The following is a 16,109-nucleotide window of genomic DNA, read 5'->3' as shown; positions in this document are numbered from 1 at the left end:
GTGACCACCACAGCAGAGACCCGCATCCATCGACGGCCGCTCATCGGGTCGAACGTGTTCCTGATGATCCTCACCGTCGCGTTCCTCGCGCCGGTGGTCTGGGCCGTGCTCTCGGCGTTCAAACCGGCGGGCGACATCATCCGCGACCCGCTGGGCTTCGACCCGACAACGTTCACGCTCGACAACTTCCGCGGGATGTTCCAGGACGTTCCGATCGCATCCGGATTCGTGAACACCGGCATCGTGCTGGTGTTCAAGGGGGCGATCACCCTGTTCTGCGCCCCGCTGGCCGGGTATGCGTTCGCCAAGTACGACTTCCGGGGCAAGAACCTCATCTTCGGAACCGTGCTGCTCACGCTGATGCTGCCGACCATCGTGCTCATCATCCCGCTGCTGCTGGAGATGAAGGAGCTCGGCTGGGTCAACACCTACCAGGCGCTGATCCTCCCCGGTTCCGTCGACGCCTTCGCCATCTTCTGGATGCGCCAGGTCATCTCCGCCGTGCCGGACGAGCTGCTCGACGCGGCCAGGGTCGACGGCTGCGGTGAGTTCGGCATCTTCTGGCGGATCGTCGTCCCGGTCATCCGGCCGGGTCTGGCCGGCCTCGCCGTGCTCACCATCATGAACATCTACAACGACTTCGTCTGGCCGGTCGTGGTCGCGAGCTCCAGCAAGATGGCCACGCTGCAAGTGGTGCTGTCCACCCTCGCCCAGAACATCTCCGGCAACAAGGTGGGCGCAGACTACGCGACGGTCACGGGGGAGCTGCTGGCCGCCAGCTCCGTCGCCCTCATCCCCCTGCTCATCCTGTTCATCGTGCTGCAGAAGCACTTCATCAACGGCATCCTCGCCGGCAGCGTCAAAGGCTGACCTCATGCGCGCCGAACGAACGAAAGGCATCACATCCATGTCCGTCCCGAAGCCCGAGTATCCGCGGCCCGACTTCGACAGGTCAGAGCGCTGGCTCACCCTCAACGGCGATTGGGGGTTCGAGCCGGAGGGCGGGGAGCCCACCACGATCGTGGTGCCGTTCGCCTGGGAGACGGCAGCATCCGGTGTCCGCCGCACCTGGCTGGAACGCGCGGTGTACCGTCGCTCCGTCACCGTGCCGCCCGCGTGGGACGGCCGCCGGGTGATCCTGAGCTTCGGCGCCGTGCACCACGTGGCCAGAGTGCTGCTCGGCGGAGTGGTCGTCGGGGTCCACACTGGCGGATACACCTCGTTCGAGTTCGACGTGACCGAGCTCGTGACGCCGGGGGAGCCGGTCGAGCTGGTGGTGGAGGTGGATGCGCCGGCCGACAAGCGGGAGATCCCGCACGGCAAGCAGCGTTCCATCCCGCGCGACGACTACGACGGGGTCTCCTTCACGCCGACGTCCGGCATCTGGCAGTCGGTCTGGCTGGAGGCGCGCGGCCGCAGCTACGTGGAGTCCGCCGCGATTCGCGGTGACTCGCTCACCGGATTCGCCGTCTCCGGCCGGGTGGTCGGCGACGCCCCGGCCGGCGCTGCGGTCGTCGTGACCGTCGACGGCCGCGAGACGACCATCGCGGCCGACGCGGACGGCCGGTTCGACGGCACCGTGACTGTGGATGCGCCCCGGCTGTGGAGCCCGGCCGACCCGCACCTCTACGCCATCGAGTTCCGCGTGGGCGAGGGGGAGGCCGCCGACCGCGTGGTGGCGACGGCCGGTCTGCGCAGCATGGAGGTGCGCGGCGAGCAGCTGTTCCTCAACGGCCGTCGGCTGTACCTCCGGGGCGTGCTCGATCAGGGCTACTGGCCGGACTCCGGCCTCACCGCCCCGGACGACGCCGCCCTGGTCCGGGATCTCGACCTCGCGGAGGAGCTGGGCTTCAACCTGGTGCGCAAGCACCTCAAGTTCGAGGAGCCGCGCTGGCTGCACGCGGCGGACCGGATGGGGATGCTGGTCTGGGCGGAGCCCGCCTGCCCCAGCCGGTTCACCCCGGACGCCGCGGCCGCCTTCGAGGAGCAGCTCCCCGAGCTGGTGCGCCGCGACGGCAACCACCCGTCGATCATCGTCTGGGGTCTCTACAACGAAGAGTGGGGGCTCGACTGGGATATCCCGGGCAGCCAGGAGCGTGCGGAGGCCGCCATGCACGCGTACGACACGATGCGCGCCCTGGACGACTCGCGTCCCATCGTCGAGAACTCGGGCTGGGCGCACGTGCGCAGCGACCTGGTGGACTGGCACTACTACGACGAGGACCCTGCGGCGTGGGCGGCGAATGTCGCTGCCCTCGCCTCCGGAGAGAAGGAGTCGTTCGAGGTGAAGCTCGGTCCGGACTTCGTCGTCGACAAGTCCTTCTACGGCTCCGCCGACTTCCCGCGCACGGGGGTGCCCATCCTGAACAGCGAGTTCGGGGCGGGGTTCACCAGTCTGGAGCGGGCCTGGCACGTGCGCTGGCAGACGCAGGAGATCCGCCGCCACGACCGTTTCGCCGGCTACGTGTACACCGAGCTCACGGATGTGGAGCACGAGATGGCAGGACTGCTCGACGCCGATCGGCGCAGGAAGGACTGGGGAGGGCTGAACCCGGCGGACAGCAACGCCGAGACCGTCCTCGTCGTCGACATCGTGCCGCAGAGGGCCGGGGCGGACATCCCGATCCCCACGAGCCCGCTCGGGGTGGATGTGCGGGTCTCGCACCACGGGGACGCCCCGGTCGACGGCGTCCTGCACGCCGCCTGGTCGGCAGCCGGTTCGCCGCTGCCCACCGTCGATGAAGCACCGGATGCGCGGGCGGACGTCTCCGCCGCACCGTTCGCGGTGACAGAGCCGGTCACCCTCACCGTGCCGCCGCCGCCCGGCGCTGCACGGCTGCACCTGTGGCTCGAGGCCGACGGCCGGTGCGTCGCGCGCACCTTCGTGGACGCGGCCGTGATCGAGCGACCGAACCGCCGCGGGGCCCGTCAGGGCTGAGCGGCGGCCGAACGGCGCGCGCCCTCCCTGCCAACGCGGGCGCGCGCCGTCCCCGGCCCGGCTACCCTTCCAGGCGCTCCCACGGAGCGGGGAACGGGAAGTACCTCTCCAGGAATTCGGTCACGATCCTCGTGCGCTCTTCCACGCCGATCTCCGGTTTGGAGCCGTCGTTGAGGCAGAACATGTCCTGGTCGCGGCGCTTCAACAGTCTGCGCATCTTCTCTTCGGCCTCGTGCAGGGTCGTCTCGATGTACTGGACGCGGGCCTGCGTCTGCACGACGGCCCGCCCGGTCATCAGCGAGTAGTAGTGGTAGAGCGAGTTGGTCACCGAGATGTCGGTGGCTGAGCGGAAGGGGCTCGCCGCCGTCCTGGCGAAGTCGTCGGGGAACTCGCGCTCCATCTCGTTGAGCACGCTGACCCTGAGCGGGGCTGCGCAGTGCTCGAGGTGCCGGGTGGTGACGGCACCGAAGCGCTCCCAGAGCAGGCGGCGGTTGACGCGCGCCGCGTTCTCGAAGCCGCTGCGCGCCGGGTCGCTCTCGCCGAGTCCGATCCGCGTGCCCGCCTCCACGAACTTGGTCACGCCGCCGGGCGAGAAGAAGATGTCCGGCGAGATCGGGCGCCCGATGAACATGTCGTCGTTCGAGTACAGAAAGTGCTCCGCGATGCCCGGGATGTGGTGCAGCTGGCTCTCCACCGCGTGCGAGTTGTGCGTCGGCAGCGTCGACGTGTCGACGAAGAAGTCCTCGCTGCGCATGATGTGCACGTTCGGGTGCGGGGCGAGCCAGGACGGCAGTGGGGAGTCGGTGGCGATGTAGATGTTGCGCACCCACGGCGCGAACATGTGCACGCTCCGCATCGCGTACTTCAGCTCGTCGATCTGGCGGTAGCGGGCCTCGTTGTCGTCGCCGTCGCCGACCACGTACGCCGCCTGCTGCGCAGCGCGCTTCCGCTGGAACTCCGCGCTCGAACCGTCCACCCAGGAGAACACGATGTCGATGTCGAAGGCGATGTCGCTCGCCAGCGGGTCGAACATGTGCTCCAGCGTGCGCCAGGTGCGCCCGTAGATGGTCACCGATTCCTCGATCGCCTCGTTGCGCGGGAGGCGCGTGCGCATCAGCGCGTTCGGCCGCGGGGCTTCGATGTCCTCGTCGCCGAACCGCCAGAACTCCAGCTGCATGGCGGTCTCCGCTCCGTAGCGGAGGCGTCCGATCGGTTCCAGCCGCGGGCGGAACAGCCGCAGGACGTGCGCCTTCCTCCTGGACAGCCTGCCGTCGGCGATCAGCGTGGGCGCGCCGTCCACGTCGACCGGGCTGGCGTAGAACGGCTCGTTGGCGAACGCGGTCGCGAGCGCCGCCGTGATCTCCTTGCGGCGTCGGCGGTCGACGGCGATGACGCGCCTGTCGTCGTCGCCGCGCACCAGCAGGTGCTCGATGCCGGCCGAATCCAGTGCATCCCGCACGGCCAGCAGGTCTTCGACCATCGACTCGCGCGGGGTGAACGGCCCGGAGACGAGCGTGAGCACGCCTTTGCGCAGCACGACGTCGTCGCGCCGCAGGGTCGGGTTGCTCGTGTGGGTGTCGCCCACGACGACGACGGGCTCAGGGTGGTCGGAGAGGGCGGGAGACGGGTGATCTGCCATATGGGCCCCACTCTATGTCGTCCCGAGCTAAGTTCCAGCCCCGTTGTTCAGCCGCGCTCGCAGGGTTACTGGAAGAAAGTATTCGGGTCAATCCCCCCGCCCCGAAAAGTTTCGACCGGTTTCATAGTGGAGAATACTTGCATGGGAAAACTGGTCTACGGCTCCGGGCAGGAGTACGACCTCGACGATCGCGTGTTGAGCCACGTCAAACTCGCCATCGTGGCGAAGCTTCGTCGGCACGAGAGCTTTCTCCTCAACTGGGACGTGCCTGTCGAGCAGGGCTCCGGCCGCGTCTCGATCTGGATCAGCCGTGAGGTTCCGCTGTCGTTCCAGTTCAGCGGCAGCCGCCCGCCCGCGATCAACACCCAGTGGCTCGAAGCGCTCATGCACACCTCGCAGCGCACCGGCGGCATGGTGGTCATGAGCGAGGACACGGTCGGGCAGCACCTCCCCGGCTGACCGCGGCACCGGCCCGCGCACGCACGCACGCCCGCTCAGTCCCGTGCGGCCCTCACCGCTTTCTCCGCCTCCCGCAGCGCCGCCTGCGCCTGGGTGATCCTCCTCCGCAGCTCCCGCTCGGCCGCCCGCGACTCCGCGAGCTCGTCCTGGGTGCGTTCCAGCCGCCGGGCGAGCGCATCCCGTTCGGCTTCGAGGTCGGTGCGCCTGTCGACCTCCTCGTCCAGCTCGTCGTCGAGGGCGTCCGCATCGGTGCGCGCCCGTTCGAGCGCCTTCTCCGCCGTCCGGATGCGCCGCTCCCGTTCCCGGCGTTCGCTCGGCGTCTCCGTCGGCTCGGCGTGGGCGGGTGCGTTCGCGGCGGTGCGGGTCGTCTTCCGGGCCGTGTGGGCGACGGTCGCCGCCTCCACGTCCACCGGCAGCGCCACCGCGTCGGACACGTCGACCTGGTCCACCCCGGTCGACTCCAGCGACCGCACCAGCAGCCCGCTGCGCACCGCCGCGGCCGCCGCGGCGTCGATGACGGCGGCCTGCAGCGTGTCCTCCACCTCGCGCAGCACGGCGGGGCTTGCGGTGCCAGCGCTGCTCGTCGCCTTCTGCAGCAGCCGTTGCCGCTCGCCGGTGAGTTCGCGGATGGCGGTGCGGTCGCGTTCGGCGAACGCTTCGCGCATCCGGTCGCCGACGTCGAGGATGGCGTCGACGACATCCGGATGCTCGCGTACCAGCGCGTTGACGGCGGCCGCGGCGGCCGACGGCTTGCGCAGCCCGCGGATGTCCGCGGCGAGCGGCGTGCCCGCCTTCCCCGCCGCCGCGTTGCGGGATGCGGTGAACTCGGCCGCGGGCAGCGCGTAGAGCTCGTCGGCCACCTCGCGCAGGTCCATGCCGTGAGTGTACGACGCGGGCGGGCGCTCGGTCAGTGGTTGCGGAGCGCGCTGATCAGTTCCTTCTTGGTCTTCTTCGAGTAGCCGCTGAGGCCGAGCTCTTTGGCGCGCTTCTTGAGGTCGGGCACCGTCCAGTCGTCGTACGACCCGGACTCTCCGCCTTTCTTGCCGACGGACGAGCGCCCGCGGGCCGCTGCGGCGTTCGAGATGCGCGCCGACTTCTCTTTCGAGTTGCCCTCCTTGCGGAGTTCTTCGTAGAGCTTCTGGTCTTTCAGTTCCGGTTCGTTGCGCCCAGGCATCGACCGCCCCTTCCGTCTGATCCGTTGTCGCCGCGCACGCTACCCCGCCACCGCCTCCCCGGCAATGGCCCTGCAACGGCGAAGGGCTCCGGATGCGGGTGCATCCGGAGCCCTTGGACGTTCGGTGGTTCTAGACGGAACGCCGACCGCTGATCATGCGAACCAGCCACACGATGATGGCGAACACCAGGAGGATGATTCCCACCCAGAGCAGCCAGTTGAGGGCCTGCACGAATCCGCCGGTGAACAGGAGCACGATCGCGACGATCGCGATCACGATGAGCAGAATGTTCATTTTCCGTTACCTGCTTTCTTTTGCGGTCGACCATGACGACGACCGGCGCCCACGGTAGACCTCGGAACGCAGGGTGTCGAGTGCCTCGGGCGAGATCGCCTAGCCGACCGACCCTGCCCCGCGCCCCGCTTGCAGTTCGAGCCCGGCCAGCAGCAGGTCGAGGCCGGCGCGGAACTGATCGCGGTCTTCGTGCACGGCGAACTCGTCGACGATGTAGTGGATGAACGGATACTCCGCCGGGTCGAGCGCGCGCCATTGCTCGGTCGCCTCGGCCAGGTACTGCCGCTGGTCGAGTTCGCCCGAGATGACGGCGTCCGGCAGTTCCTGGCCCATGTCGGCGGCGGTGCCGATCACGAAGCCGACGACGGCGGATGCCGCGTAGAAGCTCTGCCGCGCGGTGAGGCCGAGTCGCATGACCTGCTGGCCGATGCGCTCGTAGAGCATCAGCGAGTGGACCTGGCGCCCGGTGTCGCGCATGGCGTATGCGCCGAGCCAGGGGCGGTCGGCGATGGTGTCGAAGAGCGCGTGGGCGACGGCACGCAGTTCGGCGATCGGATCTGCTGAGGACACATCGGCCACGTCTTCCAGCACGCCGGCGAGAACGGAGTCGGCCGCGAGGTCGAGGAGTTCGTCGCGTCCGGACACGTACCAGTACACGCTCGCCGGGCCGCCTCCGAGCCGGGAGGCGAGGGCGCGGATGGTGAGCCCCTGTGCGCCGGATTCGTCCAGGATCGCCACGGCTTCGGTGAGCACGGACTCGAGGGACAGCGAAGCGCGGGGACGCTGCGAAGCCGTGTGGCGCCGTGCGCGCGGCTCCGCGTCTCGCTGTGTGCTGCTCATGCCACCCATCCCATCACAGTCGACCTGCCCCTTGCAGTTTATCGAACACTGTTCTATTCTATCGAACGGCGTTCGAAACTCGAACACCGTTCGATACTGGAGTCGCTATGAGCACCGAATCCATCACCACATCCCGCAGCTACGTATCCATGAAGGCGGCCTGGATCCCCCTCGCCGCGCTCTGCCTCGCCTTCTTCGTCGAGATGGTCGACAACACCCTGCTGTCGGTCGCCCTCCCGACGATCGCCCGCAGCCTCGGAGGCGACACGACGTCGCTGCAGTGGATCACCGGGGCGTACTCGCTCACCTTTGGGGGCTTGCTGCTGACCGCCGGTTCGATCGCCGACCGCTTCGGGCGCCGCCGGGTGCTGCAGGTGGGCTTGGGGTTGTTCGGCCTGCTGAGCCTCGGGGTGCTGCTGGTCACGAGCACCGGTGAGCTCATCGCGCTGCGTGCGCTGCTCGGCGTCGCGGCGGCGATGATGGCGCCCATCACCAACTCCCTCGTGTTCCGGCTGTTCGACGACGAGAAGCTCCGGATGCGCGCGATCACGCTGATGATGGTGGTCGGCATGTCCGGCTTCGTCCTCGGGCCGCTCCTGGCGGGCACCGTGCTCGCGCACCTGTCCTGGCAGTGGCTGCTGCTCGTGAACGCGCCGATCGCTCTCATCGCCTGTCTCGGCGTGCACTTCGGCGTCGCGCCGGACACGGCAGACGGTCTCACGAAGGACAAGCTCGACGTGCCGGGGGCCGTCCTCAGCATCCTGACGATCGGTCTCGCCTGCTACACCCTCACCAGCGGAGTGCAGAACGGGTGGCTGTCGCCGGCCACGATCGCGGTCGCGTTCGGTGCGGTCGCATCCCTCGTCCTGTTCATCGTGCGCGAGCGCCGGGCGGCAGCGCCGATGCTCGACCTGTCGCTGTTCCGCGGCGGCACCGTCCGGGGGGCGGCCATCGCCCAGATCGGCACCTCGCTCGCCATGTCCGGCGTCATGTTCGCTCTGGTGCTGCACTTCCAGTACGCGTGGGGGTGGTCGCCTCTGGTCGCCGGACTGGCGAACCTGCCGATCATCCTGACGATGATCTTCGCGACACCGCTCACCGAATTGCTGGTGCGTCGCCTCGGCCACCGGATGGCCTGCTTCGTGGGTGCGCTGCTCCTGGCAGCGGGTCTCGGCATGATGGCGTGGAGCGTCCAGCAGAACTACGTGGCCGTCGCGCTCTCCATGATCGTGATGACGATCGGCCTCCGCACTGTGATGACCATCTGCGCGGTGGCCCTCGTCGGGGCGATGCCGGAGAACCGCACGTCGATGGGCGCTGCGATGAACGACGCAGCGCAGGAGGTCGGCACGAGCATCGGCACCGCGGTCGTCGGAACGCTCATCGCCGTCCTCGTCACCACCACTTTGCCGAGCGGTGCGTGGAGTCACCAGCTGGTCGCGTCGTACTTCGACGGCGAGCAGATCATCTTCGGCATCCTCGCGGTCGCCGTCGGCATGATCGCGGGGATCGGCGCGCTCACGCTGACGAACGCGCGCACCGTCGACGAGCACGCCCCCGCCGACGCGGAGACGGCCGCCTGACGCAGGCGGCCGTCTCCGCGTCGATGGAACCTAGGCGCGCGGGGCGCGGGACGCCTTCACCGCAGCGAAGTACTGCGAGGCGGGCTTCAGCCAGATCAGGATCGTGGCGACGATCGCCGCGATCACCTGCACGCCGCCGATGAAGTACAGGCCGCCGAGGTTCAGCAGCGAGATCACGGTGAGGACGGTCAGGACGATGCGCGCCCAGTTGCGGCCGCGGCGCATGAAGACCGCGAACAGCACGAAGACGAGCGCCCAGAAGATCAGGGTGACGACCGCCCAGACGATGCCGAACGTGATGGCGGCGTCCGTCAGGGTGTTCGGGTCGAGCTTCGTCCCGGTGGTCTGAGACTTCGCCAGGCTGTCGGTGATCTGCTGCAGGATCGTGTCGCGGTTGGCCGACACGGAGATCGCCGTGACGATACCGCTGATCACGCTGAGCACCGCGGCCGCGATGTACAGCCAGAACGCGATGGTGATCTGCGACGGCGGCTCGGTCGGTGCGGCGGGAGCCGGTGCGGAAGGCGCGGCCGAATATGCCGGGAAGCCACCGGATGCGGCAGCGGACGGATACCCGGGAGCCTGGGTCGGCGGCGTCTGCTCGACGGGCGCGGCCGGCGGAACGGGGGAGGCGGGAGGTGCGGGCGGAACAGGCGGGACAGCCCCTCCGGCGTCCGGCGCAGGAGGAACATTTCCGCCGGTGGGCTGTTCCGGCGTGCTGTCGTCGTTGGGAATAGTCATGCCGCGACCCTACTGCCGGACAGACCGCTGTGACTACTCTCCCGGAAACCAACCGGCTCTGCTCCGTCTCCAGCCGCGACAGAGATTGCGGTTCACGCGAGATCGCCGTGCAAGGCCGCCGAGGCGTTCTGCCCGCATTTGTGTCGTCAGCCGAAGGACCGCAACCCGGGAAACGACGGAGGCGTCCGGCGCTCAAGCGACAGTCGACCAATTCGCCGTGAAGAGAGCCCTAGACGGTGCGTCGTCGAGCGTTCCACATCGGACGCGGAGATGCTGCGCCGACAGCGCTTGCAACCTACGAATCGATTTCGCGATGAGTGAGGTTCTAATCGCAGCTGTAGCTAAGGCCCCAGCTGGTCGCCCACGAATTTGGATATCCGGATTTACGCGCCCAGTATTTTCGGGGTGCGAGAACCTGTTCCGTACCTGAGCGTGACCTTGTTTTGGGTTTTGAAGAACGGGTCCGATGAGCAGGTCCATGAAATCGAGACGGTCCTAGTGCAAGCAAAGCCTTGGAGGTATCCCGGGCTGGAGCCGATTCGGTAAAGATCGTCGCACCGGCCGGAAGCGGCTGCTTGCGCTGGCGCAACGCACGCGATTCCAAGACCGATCCGCCACTCCTCCGGCTTCCGGCCCGTGGAATGACGAACTCGGCCACGCGCTCGTTGACCGTGTCGTCCATCGCGAATCTGCCGCACATGCAGGTGGTTGTAGAGCTTCCGTGGGCACCAGCCCACAGTCTGGCGCACTCCTACTTCGGAGCCGATCCGGCTCCCCGGCCCTCTCAACGATCAACACCCGCTCGCACTTCGAGGCGAGCGCACACCCGGCAAGAGGGCCGGTGCATAGGGAGAACTGAACAGTCCACCCATCGAACAAGCCGACCACGCACGGTCGGCCGGAAAGCAGGAATACCGTGGAACAGAACCAGCCCTTGAAGGGGACCATCACCCTGGCGTCCTTCGTCGTCGCCGCCGCCGTGGTCATCGTGCCGCTGTTCAATCCCGACGCGCAGGGCTATGCGCTGGCGCTGGTGCGCCTCGCGCTGGCCGCCCTCCCATGTGGCGGAGCGTCGTGAGGTAGTGGCGCGGCCCCGAACGTGAACACCGCCGGCTGTAGAGGGGACCTACGGCCGGCGGTGTCACCGCCGCTCTGATGGGGGAGCGGCGTGCGTGCGCGAAGGCATCACACCTATGAGACGCACGGCAGCGGGGATCGTGACGCCGCTTCACCGCCGTGGCGGGATCTCCCGCCGCGGCCTCGGGCGGACGGCGTCTTTCCATACCCAGCCCTCGTGCTGCTGCCCGTCGCGGCTGGTGAAGCGGATCTGCACGGCGTGCTCGTTCCAGGCGATCACCTCGACGTCGGGGCGGACGACGGCCTCGTGGAAGCGCACGTACGCGGTGATCTTCACAGCGACCCTGTACTGGGCGGACATGGACGACCCGAGCTACCAGGACGAGGAGCGTGTGCCGTTGGCGCTCGGCCCGACCGGGCCGCCGCCGGCTGAGATCCGCATCGGCACCCACGTCGACGGCAGGCAGCTGCTCGAGGTGTACACGCTCGACGACCCGTACGACCTCCCGGATGCGGTCTACTACCGGCACACCGCCACGATTGCGGGCTAGCCGGCCTCCCGGTCGATCAAGATGGCGTTGGCCACGAACCCGTCCGGGACCTTCGCCAACGCGGCCGCCTTCAACATCTCGTACTCGGCACCCTGCTCGATGATCTCCTCGCCAAGCTCATGGCTGGCCCTGTCCTCTATCCGCACTCTCACACGCACGTGCACACCTCTCGTCCTGGTCGATCCGGTTAGTGTGTTGCGGCCGGACGTTCCCGCCTATCCGACCAGGCCGAAGCGTCTTGCCACAGCACGCATCGCCGGATCGTCGCGTTTGATCTCGTCGGTACCTGCAATCTCGATGCCGGGGGGAGCTGCCGAGTTGTAGGGCAGCCAGACCGCACGGCACCAGGTCCCGCCGTGCTTGCTGCCGAAGTGGATTCCGCGCGGGTTCGACCCGTCGTCGAGCTCCGCGTCGCGCACGAGCTCGGCGAGCATTGTGGTCACCAGTCGATTCTCGCTTCGCAGCGCGCCCGTCGTGAGCGACGGAATGCCCTGGTTGGCGAGGAAACGCGCCACGTCACCATCGGCAGGACCCTGGAGCGCCGCGATGGTGTCGGGGTGCTCAATATCGACCAGCCATCCTCCACCGACGGTGCGTGCCCGGTACATCCGGCGACGTTCGTACCAGCTCGATGGCAGAGCCCCGACGCCGCGGAAGTCTGCCTCGTCCCACTCCTCGGCGATCGCACGAACAGTCTCGTCGATCGTGAGGTTGAGGGCGGCCGCTATCGGAGCCAGCGAGTCATTGCTGCCGTTCACGCGGCGAAGCGGAGAGAGCACCTCTGCGAAAGCGCACTCGTCGGATCCCGCGAGGTAGTAGGTCCGCCCGAGTGTGTCGTAGCGACCCCACTCCTGGCGATGCACATCAGCAGATCGGTACGGCGCGGACGGCTGCGCGTAGTCACGTTTGGCCACATGGAAGCCCACGGCGTCATCGACAGGGATAAGCCGCAGCCCGCTCCTCGTGCAGGTGTGACTCTCGGCCGGGCTCACTCGTCGACGTCGTCGTCGATGAACGCTTGAGCCGCACGACGCACCTCGGCGTGATGGTCCTCCCGGATCGCCATCACCGGAGTGCCCTCGCCGAGCAGGGGGTTGCCACCGATGAACCAGCGCCGTGCGACGTCTCGTCCTTCAACAGCTTCCAGGGAGATCCAGATCTGGTGAGCGAACTGCAGACGGTTCCACGCAGCGTCCCGCGGCTCCGGACCGTCCGGGCGCGCCCAGTCGTACGGCTGCTTCCGATTCTTCGCCCCGGCCAACGCCGCCACCAGCGTCGAACCGAGCGCCTCGTTGAGTTGACGCACAATCTCGTGCGGATCACTGCGGTTCGTGCTCCGGTGCAGCGTCACCGGCGTGTGGATGCTCATGCATCGACTCTACGCGCCTTTGACAAGTGAATGTCAAAAAAGTAACTGAAAAGTAACCCAACTGGCGTGACCCGGGAGGCTGCCGCCACGGTCGAGTAGGCTGCGGTCTGGGTCGGCGGTCGAAAGATCCACGAGGAACACCGGCTTGTCCGCGCGCGCCATCCCGGGATGAATCAGTTCACGTTGGCAGTTTGGTCGCCGTAGGGACTGACGAGGAACACGTTTACGGCGATGGAGGAGAGCCAGAGCCACCCGTTGGCCTCGTAGGATAAGAGGAACTTGCCACTGTCAGCGGCGTTGGTCCAGCGGGCGAACATGTCGTCCAGGTCCTCGCGCGTCGTTCCGTCCGCGAAGTACAACTCGAGCATCGACGTGTCGAGATCGTGTTGCCGCAGCTTCGCGAGCAACGAGTCGACGAACCCAGCCTCAGCGTCGCGTGCCGCATCGTGGACGGTGTACTCAGGCTCCCGCGCCGCAAGGGCATTGAGATTGTAGACGAGCATCCCCGCGTGATTGTTCGTGAAGGTCATGCACGAATGCTAACCGTTCGGCGTGAAAGGCAATTCCAGAGGCGGATCGGTGTGGTCCCATTTGAAAGTGTACGTCCAGTCGTCTCGGTTGCTGTGGCCGCCCGCGTGGAAATACCACGCCGTCTCACCCGTCGCTGCAACAGTGCGCCCTATCCGATTGGGGGGATTCCCGCCAACTGACGCATACCGGTCAGTCTCGTTATCGTGTGGCCCGTCCATGAATTCGACCTTCACAAAGTCCGGTGCGCCCGCCTGCTCATCGCTCATAGCGCCAATGAAACACCCCGACTGCGCGGTGCGCCAGAGTCCGTGCAATCGGGGCCTTGAAACAGCCTGTCGACTTCGAAGTACCGGGGCATTGAGACCCGGATCGAACTGGCAGGAGCGGGTGTCAGTGAGACGGGAGTTGCCTCCCGGCCAGGCCGACACCAACCGTGCCGGCGGCCTGGGCGTCGGCAGTGGCGCTGAGCTGTGACACCGTGGGACTCGACGATTGCGCGAAGGGGCTCGTCGTCGGGGCGCTCGAGCTTTAACCAGTGGGTGAGGCGGAGGGTGCGCGGGCGGTCTTAGTAGGAGTCGAAGAACTGGGTGGCGTTCCCGGGGAAGTCAGTGGGGTCGAAGGGGATGTGCTCGACGTGGGCCGTGAACACGGCGTCGAACAGCTCGTCCTTGGTACCGAAATACCGGTAGATCATGGCCTTGTTCGCGTCCGCGTCCTCAGCGATCCGGTCAACGCGGGCACCAGCGATACCCAGGGCGCCGAACTCCCCAGCGGCCGCTTCCAGGATGCGCGCGCGGGTGGCATCCGCGTCTCGCAACCGAGTCCAGCGGACAGACTGCGGCAGGTTCGTCACTTCGGCTCACACAGCCGAAAACCGGTCGCTCCGGTAGCGGCGTCGTTCCCGGTCAACACTGCGTTAGTTGATACCGTGGTCGCACGAATTCGGAGGAGCAGCATGTCACTTGAGTCCCGCCTCGGCGTTGCGTCTCGTCAGCCCGATCGGACGATTGTCGAGCACGCACCCCAGGTACTGCGTCGGTTCCTGAGGGAACACCTCGCTGGGAGTTTGGGACCGAAGGGCGCACTCACCGTGGTCGGGGCCGAACTCGACGAGGATACGAGCGATTACAACAGTCCATCGTGGGTGGCCAACAGGCTTGACGAACTAATGGCCGACCTCGATTGGCTCAGCGTCTATAGGCTCCTTGAGGAGCATCGGCCATCGCGCCGCAGTCTGGCGGCCTACGACACTGAGGTGAACGTGGTGCTTGCGCGTGCAGGTGTTGCCTACGAGATGGTGGAGGGAGAGTTTCATCGGCTCGATGAGACAGGTGCTGCGTTTGGAGTCGCGGGCGGCGAACGGGACGCCCTCGAGGTGCTGGTCGGCCGGTTCAAACCGGCACGCGAACATTATTTGCTTGCGGTGCGGGCGCTCGACGCGATACCAGCCCGGCCGAAGGACGCGATCCGCGAATCGGTCAACGCGCTCGAGGGTGTCTTGAAAATCATCACCGGCCGCAAGAGCGTTTCGCTCGGTGACGCAGCGTCAGAGCTCGTTCGAGATACGACCGACTGGCGAAACGCACTCGGCGCCTCGCTGAAGTCGCTCTACGGGTATGTGTCGAGCGTGCCTGGCGCCCGGCACTCGTCGTACACCGACGCGGAAGTATCGAACGATGAGGCCGCTCTCGTCGTGCGCATGTGTGGGGCAGCGATCGTGTACTTCATCGACGAGCACACCATCGACCGCTGAGCGGCGCGGCACCGCGCGAAAGCCGTCGGCGGATCAAAGGCCACGTCGGAACTTGCAGTGGCCGCCTCGGAATCGCCTAGTCGGCATACTCGCGCGATGTGCGAATTCGGAAACGTCGGCGCGCTCGACATCGACAAAGTAGTGCACGGAACCAACGGCTCAGCGACGCGAACGTCTACCACCGGCCTCACGTCATCATGAGGCAGACGTGCCGGGCTGTTCAGCAGGAAGGACGCGGTAGTAGAAGATGGCCAAGGCGTCGTAACCCATCGCCCAGCGGTGGTGAGTGGTGTCTCCGATCATTCTGATCTGGACGCTCGATTGCGCCCCAACGTTCTCGGTGCCGACCGTCCAGGTGAAGGTGACATTGTTCCCGGTCAGTGTTTGGGCCGATTCATGGCCCGGCCACGGGGTGAGCGTCCAACGAATCTTTCGACCCTGAGGGTGAGATGCGCTGCAGGTAAACGAGACGGTGTCGCCGACTCGGAGCACCAGGCCGGTGCCAGCGCTCGGGTTCTCCGTCGCGAGGGTTTGGATCCCGTCGATCTCGTTTCCGAAGCTGTCCCTCACGAAGTCCACTCGAGCCCAATAGTCCTCGTCTGGTTCGTTCTGACTCACTGCGATTGTCACCCGATTCCTGATCTCACCCGCGATTCCTGACAGAAGGTCTTCTTCGAACGGCAGAAGGGTGCGGTTATGAGCGACCGTGTTCCGCAGCTGATCGAATCGTCGGATCAGCGCCAAGGTGTCTCGCTTGTCACCCAGCGCCGCCGCGAGAGCCGCCCAATGCCGGTCGGCAATGGCGACCAGCTGGTAGAACTCGGCGTAGTCGAGGAGATGCGTTGACACGGTTGCGACTCCGCGAGGCTCGCGGCGCCTGGCTTCGGTCGCCCGCTTCTCAGCCCAGTCGGCCCGCTGTTCCGGCGTCGATACCCGCTCTAGCCAGTCCGTGCCGTACGCATCGGAGAATGCCGACTCGTACAGCTGCCGGAGTGCGCGCTCGATAACCTCGAGTGCTTCAGATGGAGCTAGTTCCGACATCTCGGCCTCCTCGTTCGTGACCATATCGCCTTCACGCAACGAAGCGCGAGTGCGCGCCAGAATCAGCCCTGAGCTGTCTGAGACCAGGGTCGTTTGCGTACCGGTTTCCAGGGATGAC

21 protein-coding genes are annotated in these 16,109 nt (G+C 67.0%); 7 read left to right on the top strand and 14 right to left on the bottom strand.

Annotated features, from left to right (window positions below; genetic code table 11):
• Together AC1ROC_RS09830 and AC1ROC_RS09825 are read left to right on the top strand one after the other, a co-directional pair.
• On the top strand, positions 1 to 870 hold the full coding sequence (locus AC1ROC_RS09830) for a carbohydrate ABC transporter permease (protein WP_218775120.1): 870 nt from the start codon (positions 1 to 3) through the stop codon (positions 868 to 870).
• A 37-nt stretch (positions 871 to 907) separates the two neighbouring features.
• Positions 908 to 2,938, top strand: a complete 2,031-nt coding sequence (locus tag AC1ROC_RS09825; RefSeq protein WP_492999857.1) for a glycoside hydrolase family 2 protein — start codon at positions 908 to 910, stop codon at positions 2,936 to 2,938.
• Positions 2,939 to 2,999: 61 nt separating this feature from the next.
• On the opposite strand, the gene AC1ROC_RS09820 is transcribed toward AC1ROC_RS09825, so the two are convergent.
• Positions 3,000 to 4,577: a stealth family protein gene (locus tag AC1ROC_RS09820; protein WP_492999855.1), complete on the bottom strand. Its 1,578-nt coding sequence runs from the start codon at positions 4,575 to 4,577 to the stop codon at positions 3,000 to 3,002.
• A 141-nt stretch (positions 4,578 to 4,718) separates the two neighbouring features.
• On the opposite strand from AC1ROC_RS09820, the gene AC1ROC_RS09815 reads away from it, so the two are divergent.
• Positions 4,719 to 5,036, top strand: a complete 318-nt coding sequence (locus tag AC1ROC_RS09815) for a DUF7882 family protein (RefSeq protein WP_085367319.1) — start codon at positions 4,719 to 4,721, stop codon at positions 5,034 to 5,036.
• 35 nt (positions 5,037 to 5,071) lie between these two features.
• On the opposite strand, the gene AC1ROC_RS09810 is transcribed toward AC1ROC_RS09815, so the two are convergent.
• The 4 genes from AC1ROC_RS09810 to AC1ROC_RS09795 all read right to left on the bottom strand — a co-directional run bounded on the left by AC1ROC_RS09810 (position 5,072) and on the right by AC1ROC_RS09795 (position 7,345).
• Complete coding sequence (locus AC1ROC_RS09810; protein ID WP_492999853.1) at positions 5,072 to 5,911, bottom strand: hypothetical protein; 840 nt, start codon at positions 5,909 to 5,911, stop codon at positions 5,072 to 5,074.
• A 32-nt stretch (positions 5,912 to 5,943) separates the two neighbouring features.
• On the bottom strand, positions 5,944 to 6,210 hold the full coding sequence (locus tag AC1ROC_RS09805) for a DUF7218 family protein (protein WP_168690627.1): 267 nt from the start codon (positions 6,208 to 6,210) through the stop codon (positions 5,944 to 5,946).
• A 130-nt stretch (positions 6,211 to 6,340) separates the two neighbouring features.
• Complete coding sequence (locus AC1ROC_RS09800) at positions 6,341 to 6,505, bottom strand: DUF4175 domain-containing protein (protein WP_143465476.1); 165 nt, start codon at positions 6,503 to 6,505, stop codon at positions 6,341 to 6,343.
• A gap of 99 nt (positions 6,506 to 6,604) precedes the next feature.
• The gene (locus tag AC1ROC_RS09795; RefSeq protein WP_492999849.1) at positions 6,605 to 7,345 is read right to left on the bottom strand and encodes a TetR/AcrR family transcriptional regulator; all 741 of its coding nucleotides are present in this window, start codon (positions 7,343 to 7,345) and stop codon (positions 6,605 to 6,607) included.
• A 107-nt stretch (positions 7,346 to 7,452) separates the two neighbouring features.
• Here AC1ROC_RS09795 and AC1ROC_RS09790 point away from each other — a divergent pair, with 107 nt between their 5' ends.
• Entirely contained in the window at positions 7,453 to 8,928 is a 1,476-nt protein-coding gene (locus AC1ROC_RS09790) for an MFS transporter (RefSeq protein WP_492999848.1), read from the top strand.
• Between the two features lie 30 nt (positions 8,929 to 8,958).
• On the opposite strand, the gene AC1ROC_RS09785 is transcribed toward AC1ROC_RS09790, so the two are convergent.
• Positions 8,959 to 9,669, bottom strand: a complete 711-nt coding sequence (locus tag AC1ROC_RS09785; RefSeq protein ID WP_247597206.1) for a hypothetical protein — start codon at positions 9,667 to 9,669, stop codon at positions 8,959 to 8,961.
• Between the two features lie 916 nt (positions 9,670 to 10,585).
• On the opposite strand from AC1ROC_RS09785, the gene AC1ROC_RS09780 reads away from it, so the two are divergent.
• Positions 10,586 to 10,747: a hypothetical protein gene (locus AC1ROC_RS09780; RefSeq protein ID WP_492999846.1), complete on the top strand. Its 162-nt coding sequence runs from the start codon at positions 10,586 to 10,588 to the stop codon at positions 10,745 to 10,747.
• Positions 10,748 to 10,897: 150 nt separating this feature from the next.
• Here the strand turns inward: AC1ROC_RS09780 and AC1ROC_RS09775 are convergent, their stop codons facing one another.
• Positions 10,898 to 11,107 (bottom strand): hypothetical protein, encoded by a 210-nt coding sequence (locus AC1ROC_RS09775; protein ID WP_085367314.1) that lies wholly within the window; start codon positions 11,105 to 11,107, stop codon positions 10,898 to 10,900.
• On the opposite strand from AC1ROC_RS09775, the gene AC1ROC_RS09770 reads away from it, so the two are divergent.
• Positions 11,106 to 11,297, top strand: coding sequence for a hypothetical protein (locus AC1ROC_RS09770; protein ID WP_085367313.1), 192 nt, complete (start codon positions 11,106 to 11,108; stop codon positions 11,295 to 11,297). The genes AC1ROC_RS09775 and AC1ROC_RS09770 overlap by 2 nt on opposite strands.
• On the opposite strand, the gene AC1ROC_RS09765 is transcribed toward AC1ROC_RS09770, so the two are convergent.
• From AC1ROC_RS09765 to AC1ROC_RS09740, 6 genes are all read right to left on the bottom strand, one after another.
• On the bottom strand, positions 11,294 to 11,455 hold the full coding sequence (locus AC1ROC_RS09765; RefSeq protein WP_179150685.1) for a hypothetical protein: 162 nt from the start codon (positions 11,453 to 11,455) through the stop codon (positions 11,294 to 11,296). The two genes, AC1ROC_RS09770 and AC1ROC_RS09765, sit on opposite strands and share 4 nt — an antisense overlap.
• A gap of 57 nt (positions 11,456 to 11,512) precedes the next feature.
• Positions 11,513 to 12,223 (bottom strand): hypothetical protein, encoded by a 711-nt coding sequence (locus AC1ROC_RS09760; RefSeq protein ID WP_492999842.1) that lies wholly within the window; start codon positions 12,221 to 12,223, stop codon positions 11,513 to 11,515.
• Positions 12,224 to 12,285: 62 nt separating this feature from the next.
• The gene (locus AC1ROC_RS09755; RefSeq protein ID WP_492999841.1) at positions 12,286 to 12,666 is read right to left on the bottom strand and encodes a hypothetical protein; all 381 of its coding nucleotides are present in this window, start codon (positions 12,664 to 12,666) and stop codon (positions 12,286 to 12,288) included.
• A gap of 173 nt (positions 12,667 to 12,839) precedes the next feature.
• Entirely contained in the window at positions 12,840 to 13,196 is a 357-nt protein-coding gene (locus AC1ROC_RS09750) for a hypothetical protein (protein ID WP_492999839.1), read from the bottom strand.
• Positions 13,197 to 13,205: 9 nt separating this feature from the next.
• Entirely contained in the window at positions 13,206 to 13,463 is a 258-nt protein-coding gene (locus tag AC1ROC_RS09745; RefSeq protein WP_492999838.1) for a hypothetical protein, read from the bottom strand.
• Between the two features lie 299 nt (positions 13,464 to 13,762).
• Complete coding sequence (locus tag AC1ROC_RS09740; RefSeq protein ID WP_492999834.1) at positions 13,763 to 14,050, bottom strand: TetR/AcrR family transcriptional regulator; 288 nt, start codon at positions 14,048 to 14,050, stop codon at positions 13,763 to 13,765.
• 102 nt (positions 14,051 to 14,152) lie between these two features.
• On the opposite strand from AC1ROC_RS09740, the gene AC1ROC_RS09735 reads away from it, so the two are divergent.
• Complete coding sequence (locus AC1ROC_RS09735) at positions 14,153 to 14,950, top strand: hypothetical protein (protein ID WP_085367309.1); 798 nt, start codon at positions 14,153 to 14,155, stop codon at positions 14,948 to 14,950.
• A 195-nt stretch (positions 14,951 to 15,145) separates the two neighbouring features.
• Here the strand turns inward: AC1ROC_RS09735 and AC1ROC_RS09730 are convergent, their stop codons facing one another.
• Entirely contained in the window at positions 15,146 to 16,015 is an 870-nt protein-coding gene (locus AC1ROC_RS09730) for a hypothetical protein (RefSeq protein ID WP_492999832.1), read from the bottom strand.
• Between the last annotated feature and the right edge of the window lie 94 nt (positions 16,016 to 16,109).

It is taken from the genome of Leifsonia sp. GW821-FHT13C05, assembly GCF_058806515.1.
Note: the sequence above shows the minus strand (reverse complement) of the source record. Positions and strands in the feature narration are given on the sequence as shown.